Annotated in this window: 12 protein-coding genes; 4 read left to right on the top strand and 8 right to left on the bottom strand. The window is 70.3% G+C overall.

Annotated elements, in window-relative coordinates; genetic code table 11:
* Positions 1-70: 70 nt before the first annotated feature.
* Together WA675_RS10295 and WA675_RS10290 are read left to right on the top strand one after the other, a co-directional pair.
* The gene (locus WA675_RS10295) at positions 71-445 is read left to right on the top strand and encodes a hypothetical protein (protein WP_336083959.1); all 375 of its coding nucleotides are present in this window, start codon (positions 71-73) and stop codon (positions 443-445) included.
* 127 nt (positions 446-572) lie between these two features.
* Positions 573-914 (top strand): hypothetical protein, encoded by a 342-nt coding sequence (locus tag WA675_RS10290; RefSeq protein ID WP_336083957.1) that lies wholly within the window; start codon positions 573-575, stop codon positions 912-914.
* Between the two features lie 8 nt (positions 915-922).
* Here WA675_RS10290 and WA675_RS10285 read toward each other — a convergent pair whose 3' ends face one another.
* From WA675_RS10285 to tkt, 6 genes are all read right to left on the bottom strand, one after another.
* Positions 923-1648, bottom strand: a complete 726-nt coding sequence (locus WA675_RS10285; RefSeq protein WP_336083956.1) for a PaaI family thioesterase — start codon at positions 1646-1648, stop codon at positions 923-925.
* Positions 1649-1792: 144 nt separating this feature from the next.
* Positions 1793-2584: a 6-phosphogluconolactonase gene (gene pgl / locus WA675_RS10280; RefSeq protein ID WP_336083954.1), complete on the bottom strand. Its 792-nt coding sequence runs from the start codon at positions 2582-2584 to the stop codon at positions 1793-1795.
* The gene (opcA, locus tag WA675_RS10275) at positions 2577-3485 is read right to left on the bottom strand and encodes a glucose-6-phosphate dehydrogenase assembly protein OpcA (protein ID WP_336083952.1); all 909 of its coding nucleotides are present in this window, start codon (positions 3483-3485) and stop codon (positions 2577-2579) included. The genes pgl and opcA overlap by 8 nt, the downstream gene beginning before the upstream one ends.
* Positions 3482-5020 (bottom strand): glucose-6-phosphate dehydrogenase, encoded by a 1539-nt coding sequence (gene zwf / locus WA675_RS10270; RefSeq protein ID WP_336083950.1) that lies wholly within the window; start codon positions 5018-5020, stop codon positions 3482-3484. The genes opcA and zwf overlap by 4 nt, the downstream gene beginning before the upstream one ends.
* Positions 5021-5024: 4 nt before the next feature.
* Positions 5025-6158, bottom strand: coding sequence for a transaldolase (tal, locus tag WA675_RS10265; RefSeq protein ID WP_336083948.1), 1134 nt, complete (start codon positions 6156-6158; stop codon positions 5025-5027).
* 5 nt (positions 6159-6163) lie between these two features.
* Positions 6164-8305, bottom strand: coding sequence for a transketolase (tkt, locus tag WA675_RS10260; RefSeq protein ID WP_336083946.1), 2142 nt, complete (start codon positions 8303-8305; stop codon positions 6164-6166).
* A 328-nt stretch (positions 8306-8633) separates the two neighbouring features.
* Between tkt and WA675_RS10255 the strand changes: the two genes are divergently transcribed.
* Positions 8634-9626 (top strand): heme o synthase, encoded by a 993-nt coding sequence (locus WA675_RS10255; protein ID WP_442945597.1) that lies wholly within the window; start codon positions 8634-8636, stop codon positions 9624-9626.
* 57 nt (positions 9627-9683) lie between these two features.
* Here WA675_RS10255 and WA675_RS10250 read toward each other — a convergent pair whose 3' ends face one another.
* Positions 9684-11162: an FAD-dependent monooxygenase gene (locus WA675_RS10250; protein ID WP_336083944.1), complete on the bottom strand. Its 1479-nt coding sequence runs from the start codon at positions 11160-11162 to the stop codon at positions 9684-9686.
* 93 nt (positions 11163-11255) lie between these two features.
* Between WA675_RS10250 and WA675_RS10245 the strand changes: the two genes are divergently transcribed.
* Positions 11256-11858: a TetR/AcrR family transcriptional regulator gene (locus tag WA675_RS10245; protein WP_336083942.1), complete on the top strand. Its 603-nt coding sequence runs from the start codon at positions 11256-11258 to the stop codon at positions 11856-11858.
* On the opposite strand, the gene WA675_RS10240 is transcribed toward WA675_RS10245, so the two are convergent.
* Positions 11839-12633 (bottom strand): CPBP family intramembrane glutamic endopeptidase, encoded by a 795-nt coding sequence (locus WA675_RS10240; RefSeq protein ID WP_336083941.1) that lies wholly within the window; start codon positions 12631-12633, stop codon positions 11839-11841. The two genes, WA675_RS10245 and WA675_RS10240, sit on opposite strands and share 20 nt — an antisense overlap.
* Positions 12634-12682: the final 49 nt, after the last annotated feature.

The following is a 12682-nucleotide window of genomic DNA, read 5'->3' as shown; positions in this document are numbered from 1 at the left end:
AGAATCTTCGCTGTCCAGTCGAGCTCGCTCGCGTACGCCCACAGTGGGGGTTCACTGGGCGGTGTTTCTCGTGTACATCGTGGAGTCGGATCAAGGGGTATCCGAGTTCGCGGAGGCCGTCCAGCGGTGTGCGCGAGTCGAGGCGCGTTCGGATGAACAGACGCTGGCCTTGGTACGGGGCGTAGCGCCGGAGACGGGTGGGGACGGGGATGCCGTCGGCTACCGGTATTCCGGGACGCAAGGAATGCGCGGTGATGGTGACCAGATGGCGGAGACGCCGATGGTGCAGGAGCGGTTGGTAGGGCGGGTCGGTGATCGGCTGGTCACTGCCGGGGTGACGATACTGTCGCGGCCGGGTGAGACTGTGACCGACGGGCAGGTTCAGGCCGAATCCGAGGTTCTGCGAACGGTTTTCGATCGTACTGTCGAGAGGCTGAGCGCGTGACGAGGTATGTCGGCGGTCGGGCCGCGACTCGATGTGCGCGGATTCCGCTGGTACTGGCGGTGTTCGGGCTGGTGGTCGCCTGCGGTGGACCGGCGGCGACCTGTCGGACTGCGGAATCGCCGAGCGGGTGGATCGGGACAGCGCGGTGGTTCTCGGGCGCATCGACGTGGCGATGAACTATGACAACTACGTGCCGGAGACGGATCGCGCGGCCCGGGACGCGGAGGTGGCGGCCGATTACGAGCGGCTTGCCGAGATCGCCGAGGCAGGAGCGGAAGGCATGTCGCCGGGGACTGTGCGGGAGGCGACCGACGGGATGGTCGCGCCGTATCGGGCGGCGGCGGAATGGTCTCGCCGCCCGGATCGTACAGACGCGGAACTGCCGGTCACGCTGCAGAAGGTGCAGGCTGTCGCCGACTCACGGCAGGCGTTCCACGACTCCTGCGAGAACCTTCCGGGGGCGCGGTAGCTCGGCAGTTAGGTGGGGCGCGGGGCGACCCAGAGGGCTTCGGCTACGGCGCAGAGGGCGCCGGAGCGGGTGGAGAGGGCTACGCCGACGGTGTGTTTGCGGCCTTCGTGGTGGATCGGCCAGGCGTGGGCGATGTAGTCGGTGTCGGCGGGGGTGGGGCGGAGCTGGGTGGCGGTGAGGGCGGCGGTGACGGCGCCCTGGGCCATGCCCTGGAAGACCCAGGCGGCGATGCCGCCGGGGCAGTCGAGGGTGGACCAGATGATCTCCGGGGGGAGGTGGCCGGTGTCGTCGGCGAGGCGGGGGTCGGGGGTCCAGGCGGCGGCCATGAGGGGCTCGCCGGGGACGGCCCAGGGGAACAGGCGCAGGCCGTGGCCGGGGGCGCATTCTACACCGCAGCCGAAGCAGTCGGTGACGGGGCGTTTCGGGCTGGTGCGGGCGGCCTCGGTGGCGGCGCTCGCGACGGACCAGGAGGGGGCCGGGGGTGGGGTGAGGTCCAGGGTCGCGGGGGCGGCCTGGGCGAGCAGGGTGCCGTCGGCGTCGACCAGGGTGGTGTGGCCGGGGGCGCCGGTGGGGAGGGCGAGGGTCGTGCCGATGGGGACGGCGCGGCGGAAGTCGACGCGGACGGTGTCGGCGCCGGAGCGGCGGGCCAGCAGGCCGGCGACGTAGCCACCGAAGGCGACCCGGGGGTAGCCGTGGATGTGATCGGGGAAGGTCACTGCCTCGGTCTGGATCATGTTGATGGACTCACCTTCCGGCCGGTCGAACAGCCTCGACCATACCGAGTGCGTCGACAGCCACTGACCGGGCGGGTGCCGAGGTGCGTGCAGAAGGAGCGATGCCGGGCCCGCGACGGGGCCCCGCACCGGAATACCTCGGGGTCAGTCGTCCTCGTGGTCGACCAGCAGATCGGTCGCGGCGGCCTCGTCGATGACCCAGGTGGTGGAATCGATGCCGACCGCACCGGCGGAGGGGACGTCGTCGGGGGAGGCGCCGTTGACGGCGGCGGCGACCGCGGCGGCCTTGCCGATCCCGCTGACCACGAGCATGACGTGGCGCGAGCGGTGGATCGCGGGCAGGGTCAGGCTCACCCGGGTGGGCGGCGGCTTCGGGCAATCGTGCACGGCGACAACGTAATCGGTCTGTTCCCGGATGGCGGGGGAGTGCGGGAACAGCGAGTCGATGTGGCCTTCGGGGCCCATGCCCAGGACGGTGAGGTCGAATTCGCCGCGCTCGTCGAGCTCGGTGTGGAGGAGTTGGGCGTAGGCCGCGGCGGCCGCCTCTGGGGAGCCGTAGGTGCCGTCGGAGGCGGCGATCGGGAAGACGTGGGCGGGGTCGAGCGGGACGTGGTCCAGCAGGGCCTGGCGGGCCTGCAGTTCGTTGCGGTCGGCGTCGCCGTCGGGGACGAAGCGCTCGTCGCCCCAGTAGACGTAGAGCTGGGACCAGTCGATGGCGCCGGGATTGCGCCGCACCCGCTCGAGCAGGCGGATGCCGTCGCTGCCGCCGGTCAGCGACACCGAGGCGGTGCCGCGTTCGGCCTGGGCGGCGACGATCACGTCGACGAAGCGCTCGGCGGCGGCGTCGGCGAGCAGGTCGGGGTCGTCGTGGACCTCGACGGTGTTGGCGGGGAACTCCGCGCCGAGCTCGTCGTGCACGTCGATGCGATCACTCATAGGTCACCTTCTCGATTCCGGCGAGCGCCTCGGCGTAGATCTCGTCGGCGTCCAGGCGCCGCAGTTCCTCGGCCAGGCAATCGCGAGTTTCCCGGCGCGCCAGCGCGATGCGCTGATCGGGTTCGCCGGTGCGGGTCAACGTAGCGGTTCTGCCCAGCTGCGGCCGGGCGATGGCGATCGAATCGGTGCCGCGGTGCAGCTCCACCCGCAGCTCGCCCGTGCGGCGCACGACCGGGCAGCGCAGCCGCGCGGCCAGCCACCCGGCGAGCGTATCGAGCGCGGGCTCCTCGGCCAGCCCCGACACGGTCACCGCGGTGACCGGAGCGAACGGGGGCTCGTCCAGCGCCGCGGCCAGCAGCGCCCGCCAGTAGGTGATCCGGCTCCACGCCAGATCGGTGTCGCCGGGCGCGTAGGAGTAGCGGCGCTTCTTGATGGCGGCCTGCGGGTCAGGGGCGAAGGTGGCGTCGGTGATCCGCCGCTTGGCCAGCCTGCCCACCGAGTCCTGGGACGGGAACTCCGGGGCGCCGCGCGGCCACCACGCCACCACCGGGGTGTCGGGCAGCAGGAACGGGGTGACCACACTGCTCTCGTGATTCACCAGCGGACCCTGCAGGCGCAACACGATGACCTCGGCCGCGCCCGCGTCGCCGCCGACGCGGATCTGGGCGTCGAGGCGGGTCTCGGCGTCGCGGTCGCCGCGGGCCAGCACGATCACCCGGCAGGGGTGTTCGCGGCTGGCGTCGTTGGCGGCGTCGATGGCGTCCTCGGCCTCGGAGGAGTCCAGCGTGCAGACCACCAGGGTGAGCACCCGGCCCTGGGTGATCACGCCGTTGGTCTCGCGCAGCTGCACCATGCGCTTGGCCACGTCGACGGTGTTGGTGTCGGGCATGTCGACGATCACGGGCGCCGCCATTCCCGCCCGCTGCGCGCGAGCATCTCCTCGGCCGAGGCGGGACCCCAGGTGCCCGCCTCGTAGGGTTCGGGTTTGCCCTCGGCGGCCCAGTGCGCGAGCACGGGATCGAGGATGCGCCAGGACAATTCGACCTCGGCGTTGACCGGGAACAGCGACGGCACCCCGAGCAGCACGTCGAGGATGAGGCGCTCGTAGGCCTCGGGGGAGGACTCGGTGAACGCCTCGCCGTAGCTGAAGTCCATGTTCACATCGCGCACTTCCATGCTGGACCCGGGGACCTTGGAACCGAAGCGCAGGGTGATGCCCTCGTCCGGCTGTACCCGGATGACCAGCGCGTTCTGGCCGAGTTCCTCGGTCATGGTCTGGTCGAAGGGCAGGTGCGGTGCCCGCTTGAACACCACCGCGATCTCGGTGACCCGGCGGCCCAGGCGCTTGCCGGTGCGCAGGTAGAACGGCACACCGGCCCAGCGGCGGTTCTCCACGTGCAGGGTGATCGCGGCGTAGGTCTCGGTGCGCGACTGGGGGTCGAAGCCCTCTTCCTCGTGCAGGCCGACGACGTGTTCGCTGCCCTGCCAGCCCTCGGTGTACTGGCCGCGCGCGGTGGTCTCGTCGAGCGGCTCGACCAGTTTGGTGGCGGAGAGGGCCTTGATCTTCTCGGCGGTGAGCTGCATCGGCTCGAAGGAGGTGGGTTCCTCCATGGCGGTGAGCGCGAGCAGTTGCAGCAGGTGGTTCTGGATGACGTCGCGGGCGGCGCCGATGCCGTCGTAGTAGCCCGCGCGACCGCCCAGGCCGATGTCCTCGGCCATGGTGATCTGCACGCTGTCGACGTAGTTGGCGTTCCAGATCGGTTCGTAGAGCTCGTTGGCGAAGCGCAGCGCCAGGATGTTCTGCACCGTCTCCTTGCCGAGGTAGTGGTCGATGCGGAACACCTGCTCCTCCGGGAACACCCGGTTGACCAGGGCGTTGAGCTCCTTGGCGCTGTCGAGATCGTGGCCGAAGGGCTTCTCGATCACCACCCGGCGCCACGGCAGGTAGCCGTCGGCGTCGGCGGCGGCGGGCTTGGCCAGGCCGTGTTCGGAGAGCTGGTCGAGCACCACCGGGAACATGTTCGGCGGGATCGACAGGTAGAAGGCGTAGTTGCCGCCGGTGCCACGCTCGGCGTCGAGCACGGTGAGGGTCTCGGCCAGGGTGGCGAAGGCGACGTCGTCGTCGAAGCTGCCCTGGACGAACCGCAGGCCCTCCGCCAGGTGGTCCCAGACCTCCTGGCGGAAGGGCGTGCGGGCGTGCTGTTTGACCGCGTCGAGCACGACCGCGGCGAAATCCTCGTCGGCGTAGTTGCGCCGGGCGAAGCCGACCAGGGCGAAACCAGGGGGCAGCAGCCCCTGGTTCGCCAGGTCGTAGATGGCCGGCATCAGCTTCTTACGGGACAGATCTCCGGTCACACCGAAGATCACCAGGCAGCACGGGCCCGCGATGAAGGGGACCCGTTTGTCACGTTCGTCGCGCAGCGGATTGCCGGCCATCGGGTCAGTTGCCCCCCGCCGCCGCGGTCAGTTCGGCGGTGGTGGCCGCGATCAGTTCGCCCCACGCGGACTCGAACTTGTCGACGCCCTCGCGCTCGAGCAGGTCGAACACGTCGGTCAGGTCGATGCCGACAGCCGTCAGGTCGGCGAAGACCTGGGCCGCCTCGACCGCGTGCCCGCTGAGCGTGTCGCCACGGACCTCGCCGTGGTCGGCGAAGGCCTCGAGGGTCTTCTCCGGCAGGGTGTTGACGGTGTTCGGGCCGACCAGCTCGGTGACGTAGAGGGTGTCGGGGTAGTCCGGGTTCTTGACCCCGGTCGAGGCCCACAGCGGCCGCTGCCGGTTGGCGCCCTGGGCGGCGAGGTGGTTGTAGGTGGAGGTGTGCGCGCCACCGTCGAACACGTCCTGGTACTCGGCGTAGGCGAGCCGGGCATTGGCCACGCCCGCCTTGCCGCGCAGAGCCAGCGCCTCGGGGGTGCCGATCGCCTCGAGGCGCTTGTCGATCTCGGTGTCCACGCGGGAGACGAAGAACGAGGCGACCGAGTGGATCTTGGCCAGGTCGTGGCCGCCGATCTTGGCGTTGCGCAGGCCGTCGAGGTAGGCGCCCATCACCGCGCGGTAGCGCGGCACCGAGAAGATCAGCGTCACGTTGACGCTGATGCCCTCGCCGATCACCGAGGTGATGGCGGGCAGGCCCGCCTCGGTGGCCGGGATCTTGATGAACAGGTTCTTGCGGTCGACGATCTTCCACAGCTCGATGGCCTGGGCGACGGTCTTGTCGGCGTCGAAGGCGAAGCGCGGGTCGACCTCGATCGAGACCCGGCCGTCCACGCCGCCGGTCTGCTCGAACACCGGGGCGAGCACGTCGCAGGCGGCGCGCACGTCGTCGGTGGTCATGGTGCGGATCGCGGCATCGGCGTCGGCGCCCTGGGCCGCGAGTTCGCGCAGCTGGGTGTCGTAGCCGTGACCCTTGCTGAGGGCGGCCTGGAAGATGCTCGGGTTGGTGGTGACCCCGACGACGCCGCGGGTCGCGATCAGCTCGGCGAGATTGCCGGAGCCGATCCGATCGCGGGACAGATCGTCGAGCCACACCGAGACCCCCGCGGCCGAGAGCGCGGCGAGATTCTCGTTCTGTGCCATGGTCTTTACCCCTTCACCTTGTCGAGCGAACGCTGCGCGGCGGCGACGACGGCATCGGCGGTGATACCGAATTCGCTGTAGAGCTTCTTGAAGTTCGCCGACGCGCCGAAGTGCTCGATCGAGACGATCTCGCCCGCGTCACCGACGAACCGGTACCACGGCATCGCGATCCCGGCCTCGACGACGACCCTGGCACGCACCGCGGGCGGGAACACCTCGTCGCGGTAGGCCTGGTCCTGCGCGTCGAACCACTCCACGCACGGCATCGAGACCACACGGGTCGGGACGCCCTGCTCCTCCAGCGTAGTGCGCGCGGCGACGGCGAGCTGCAGCTCCGAACCGGTGCCGACGAGGATCACCTGCGGGGTGCCGGTGGACGCCTCGGCGAGGATGTAGCCGCCCTTCTTGACGCCCTCGTAGCTGGTGCCCTCGAGGGTGGGCACGTCCTGGCGGGTCAGCGCCAGCGCGGACGGGCCGTCCTGGTGCGGGGTGTCGTAGGTGTGGAAGTGCGAGGTGTGCTCGTCGGAGTCGCGCTCGAGGATGGTGCGCCAGGCGTGGGTGGTCTCGTTGGCGTCACCGGGGCGGACGACGTTCAGGCCGGGGATGGCGCGCAGCGCGGCCAGGTGCTCGATCGGCTGGTGGGTGGGGCCGTCCTCGCCTAGGCCGATGGAGTCGTGGGTCCAGACGTAGATCGAGGGCACCCGCATGAGCGCGGCCAGGCGCACGGCCGGGCGCATGTAGTCGGAGAACACCAGGAAGGTGCCGCCGTAGGGGCGGGTCGGGCCGTGCAGCGCGATGCCGTTGAGGATCGAGCCCATGGCGTGCTCACGGATGCCGAAGTGCAGGGTGCGCCCGTAGGGCTGCGCCTTCCACATGCCGGTGGAGATCGACTCCGGGCCGAAGCTCGGCTGGTTGGGCATGGTGGTGTTGTTGGACTCGGCCAGGTCGGCCGAGCCGCCCCACAGCTCGGGCAGTTCGTCGGCGACCGCCGCCAGGAACTTGCCGGAGGCCTTGCGGGTGGCCATGCCCTTGGGGTCGGTCTCGTAGGTCGGCAGCGACTCGGTCCAGCCCGCGGGCAGCGAACGGGTCTGCAGGCGGTCGAACAGGGCCTTGTTCGACGGGTGGGCGGCGGCCCAGGTGTCGAAGTCCTGCTGCCAGGCCGCCTTGGCCTCGGTGCCGCGGATCTGGGCCTTGCGCGTGTGCTCGATGACGGCCGGGTCGACGTCGAAGGACTTCTCCGGGTCGAAGCCCAGCGCCTGCTTCACCGCGGCCACCTCGTCGGCGCCCAGCGCGGCACCGTGCACGCCGCCGGTGTTCATCTTGTTCGGGGCCGGGTAGCCGATGATGGTGCGCAGGATGATGATCGACGGCTTGTCGGTGACCGCCTTGGCGGCCTCGATGGCGGCCTCGATCGCGACGACGTCCTCGCCGCCCTCGACGACCTGCACGTGCCAGCCGTAGGCCTCGTAGCGCGCGGGCACGTCCTCGGTGAAGGCGATGTCGGTGTCGTCCTCGATGGAGATCTCGTTGTCGTCGTAGATCACCACGAGGTTGCCCAGCTGCTGGGTGCCCGCGATCGAGGAGGCCTCGGCGGTGACGCCCTCCTGCAGGTCGCCGTCGGAGGCGATGGTGTAGATGAAGTGGTCGAACGGGCTGGTGCCCGCGGGGGCGTCCGGATCGAACAGGCCGCGCTCACGGCGGGCCGCCATGGCCATGCCGACCGCGGAGGCCAGACCCTGGCCCAGCGGGCCGGTGGTGATCTCGACGCCGTCGGTGTGGCGGAACTCGGGGTGGCCGGGGGTCAGCGAGTCCCACTGGCGCAGCTGCTCGAGGTCGGTCAGCTCGAGGCCGAAACCGGCCAGGTAGAGCTGGATGTAGAGGGTGAGGCTGGAGTGCCCACAGGACAGGACGAAGCGGTCGCGGCCGACCCAGCGGGGTTCGGTGGGGTCGTGGCGCATGGTGCGCTGGAACAGCGTGTAGGCGACCGGCGCGAGGCTCATCGCGGTGCCGGGGTGGCCGTTGCCCGCCTTCTGCACCGCATCGGCGGCGAGCACACGGGCCGTGTCGACGGCCTTGGTGTCCAGGTCCGTCCAGTCGCTGGGGTAGTTCCGCTGAGTGAGGGCGCGAATGTCGTCTGTGACTGACACGACCGTGGTTCTCCTGACCTAGGTTTCGTCGACGGCGATACATGGCAGCGGCGATGGTGTCTGGTTACGGACCGCACGCGGCCGGGGGTGCGTACCGATGTACAGGAATACCCTAGAGGTGCTGCTATACCGAACCGGCGCGAACCCTGGGTGTGAGTGTAGGCGCGATCCCGGCGCGCGGGGGATGGTGACCGCCCACACCGTGGCAGGGCCCTGGCGTTCGGCGGTGGGGGCGTGGGTCTACCATCGTCTGTAGTAGTGGCCGCGCCGCAGCCGCGCGCTGCTCGTTCCATTGCCGGATGAGAAGCACAGCGTGCGAGGAGAAACAGTGCGGATCGGTCACCAGCCGGGTAGTAGCGGTGCGCACGGTAGCTCGTCGACGGCGCTGGCCGATCGGCTGGCCGGCGACAGCCTGGGCGCGCGGATCGTGCGCAAGCCCCTGGCCTACATCGCCCTCACCAAGCCCCGCGTCATCGAGCTGCTGCTCGTGGCCACCATTCCGACGATGCTGCTGGCCGACCGCGGCACCGTCGACATCCGGCTGATCCTGGTCACCCTGTTCGGTGGCTGGATGGGCGCGGCCAGCGCCAACACCCTCAACTGTGTGGCCGACGCCGACATCGACAAGGTGATGAAGCGGACCGCGCGGCGCCCACTGGCCCGCGACGCGGTGCCGACCCGCAACGCGTTCGTCTTCGGCGTCTCGCTCGGCGCGCTCTCCTTCGCCTGGCTGTGGTGGCAGGCCAACCTGCTCAGCGGCCTGCTGGTGGTCGCGACGATCCTGTTCTACGTCTTCGTCTACACCAAGGGTCTCAAGCGCCGGACCTCGCAGAACGTGGTCTGGGGCGGCGCCGCGGGCTGCATGCCCGCCCTCGTCGGCTGGTCCGCGGTGACCGGCACCATCGGCTGGCCCGCGCTCGTGCTGTTCGCGGTGATCTTCTTCTGGACGCCGCCGCACACCTGGGCGCTGGCCATGCGCTACAAGGAGGACTACCGCGCGGCGGGCGTGCCCATGCTGCCGGTGGTGGCGACCGAGCAGGTGGTCACCAAGCAGATCGTCATCTACACCTGGCTGACCGTGCTGGCCACGCTGGCGCTGGTGCCCGCGACCGGTGTCATCTACGCGGCGGTCGCGCTGGTGGCCGGTGCGTGGTTCCTGCTGATGGCCCACCAGCTCTACGCCGGGGTGCGGCGCGGCGAGTCGGTGAAGCCGCTGCGGCTGTTCCTGCAGTCGAACAACTACCTGGCGGTGGTATTCTGCGGGCTGGCCGTGGACTCGGTGCTCGGGTGGGACACCGTGGGCAGCTTCTTCGGGCTCTGATACGTCGAGACGAACCGATGGCCGGGCACGATGCCCGGCCATCGGTCGTTTCCGGGGTCACCAGCGTCGGGCGAGGTGACCGTCCGGGCGGATGAGGATGTGGGTGCCGGGGGCGGCCGCGTAGGCGTCGGCGGCGTGTCCGCCGGTATCGACCAGGGCATCGAGCGCGATCCCCGCGCTGTTCGGGCGGTGGATCTCCACGATGCGGAGCTGGTCGAAGCGCGGGTGCTGATCGGCGCGGCTGTCGCCCGAGGAGACGGCCGACGGCTCGGCGGCACTCGATGGGGCGAAGCGCAGCAGGGTGGCGTGCGGGCCGCGGAAGAGGTCGAAGAGGCGGATCGGGTGGCCCTGCGGGTCGTGCAGGGGTGCGTCGGGGGCGCGGTCGCCCGCCACGAGCGGGCCGTGGTCGGCGGGGGAGCGGTAGCTGATGCCGAGCTGGCGGGTTTCGGGCCCGCGGGCCAGGGCATCCTCGGCGCCGTCGACCATCTTGTCCAGGAGTTCGGTGCTCAGGCCCAGGATGTGGGCGGCGACCGCGCGGCGTTCCGGTTCGTAGGTGTCGAGTGGGGCCGGGTCGCCGTGCAGGGCGGCGGCCAGTTTCCAGCCGAGGTTGTAGGCGTCCTGGACGCCGGTATTGAGGCCCTGGCCGCCGGTCGGCGGGTGCACGTGCGCGGCGTCGCCCGCGAGCAGGACCCGGCCCACCCGGAATTGTGCGGCCAGCCGGATATTGGGGCGCCACACGGTGATCCAGCGCAGCTCGGACAGAGTGATGTCCAGGCCCGGTGCGTGCCGGTCGACCAGGTTCTGGAGGGTGGTCAGGTCGGGGTCGTGCTCCTCGGTCAGCGGCGCGGCGAACTGGAACAGGCGGCCGCCGGGCAGCGGGGACAGGGCGATCCCGTCGGTCGGCCGGTCGGCGGCCGCGGCGAACCAGTAGCCGTGCTCGTGGTCGAGGGCGTCCGCGCGGACATCGCCGAGCAGCATGCGCAGGGAGTCGTCGGTGGTGCCCTCGAAGGCGATGCCGAGGTGTTTGCGGACCGTGCTCGCGCCGCCGTCGGCGCCCACCAGGTAGGCCGCGCGGATCGTCTCCGTGCCGTCGTCGCGCCGTAGCGTCACGGTGACGCCGGTGTCGTCCTGGGTGAAATCGGTGACGGCGGTACCGAATTCGACCGTCACGCCGAGTTCGGCGAGCCGGGCGCGCAGGATTGCCTGGGTGTCGGACTGACCGAGCACCCAGGCGTTCGGGTACGGCACATCGGGCGTGGGTGCGACCGGTTCGGCCATCCGCCGTTCGCCGACCGGGGTGCCACCGAGGTAGGCGCGCATGACCGGGAGATCGCGTCCGGCGGCCAGGACCGCGGGCAGGACGCCGAGATCGTCGAACACCTCCAGGGTGCGGGGCTGGATGCCGTCGCCGCGCGAGCCAACGAAGGGCGCGGCGGCCCGGTCGACGATCCGGACCGCGATGCCGCGCCGGGCCAGATCGATCGCGAGGGTGAGCCCGGTCGGGCCCGCGCCGGTGACAACTACCTGGTCGAACATGAGAACCGCCTTCGGGAACCATTGATGAATCAGAATTCAGTGAATATGAATTCAGTTTCACTCTTGGTACCGTCGGCTGTCAAGGAGGTGCGGGTGGTAGTCAGCAGGCGGGAGAAGTCGGCGGAGACCGAGCAGGCGCTCAAGGACGCCGCGCGGGCCCTGTTCGCCGAGCGCGGCTATCTGAACACCAAGATCACCGACATCACCGCGGCCGCGGGCCGAGCGGCGGGCTCGTTCTACAACCACTTCGCGGGCAAGGAGGAACTGCTCCAGGCGCTGCTCGCCGATCTGGCCGCCGCGGGTGACGAGCAGGCGGCCGACCCCGCGCACCTCGGCGATTTCACCGACCCGGCGGCGGTGCGTTACCACGTGCGCGCGTACTGGACCTTCGCGCGCGAGCACGCCGCGGTGCTGCGGGCGATGGGGGAGGCGGCGCAGGTCAGCCCGGAATTCGCGCGCACCATCGCGGGTTTCGGCGCCGAACAGCGCGCCGATATCGCCGACCACGTGGCCGATTTCCCCGCGCGCGGGCTGCGGCTGCCGGGCACGGTCGACGCGAGCCTGGCGATGATGGTCGCGGCGATCGACGGGATGCTGCGGATGGTGCGCGACGGATCGGTGACCCTCACCGACGAGGAGGCGATCGACGCGCTCACCCGGTTCGTCTACCGGGGGCTCACCGGGCGGGAGTGCTGAGCTCCGGTGCCGCGGGCTCGATGTCGCGGCGTTTGATCAGCAGGACGATCGCCAGCACCGGGTAGACCAGGATCGGCAGCAGCGTGCCGAGGTAGAAGGTCTGATCGACCAGGATCGCGCTGCCGCTGAGCAGGGTGAAGTCGAACAGGCCGTGGATGATCGAGTTCGCGGCGTTACCCCGGCTGACCCGGCGGATGAGGTAGAAGAAATAGCCCGCCAGGCTGACGATGATCGCCTGCGGCAGTGCCGAGATCCCGTGCCCGAGAACATTGGTCAGGTGCACCGCGCCGAAGACGATGCTCGACCACAGCGCCACCCGGCCCTCGGTGAGGCCGTGCTCGCGCAGCACCGTCACCCCGATGCCGCGGAAGATGCCCTCCTCGCCCCAGCCGACGAACTGGGTGGCGACGAGCAGCACCAGCACATAGAGCCACCCCTTGTCGGCCAGTGCGCTGTAATTGATGCCAAGGACGATGGCGACCAGGAACACCGCCGGTACCACCCACACCCACGGCCGGGTCGGCCGGTCGTCGCGCAGGACGGGCCGCAACCAGCCGAGGTAGGCGATCACGCCGTAGGTGAAGGCCAGCGCGACGCCGAGCGGAATGATCATCCCGAACACGACGCCGCGGGTGGTGAAGAAATCGTCCTCGCCGGACAGGTGCTGCACCGCGAGTCCGCCCAGCTGGATGGTGGCCAGATAGACCACCACGATTACGGCGAACAGGGGATAGCTCAGTTGTCGGGCGCCGCGCGGTCTCGCTGACGTGCTCATGGGGCGAATCTAACGGTCCGACTCGCCGCCCGACGCGGATTACGCCCGC

The organism is Nocardia sp. SSK8 (genome assembly GCF_037034205.1).
GTDB lineage: Bacteria > Actinomycetota > Actinomycetes > Mycobacteriales > Mycobacteriaceae > Nocardia.
Note: the sequence above shows the minus strand (reverse complement) of the source record. Positions and strands in the feature narration are given on the sequence as shown.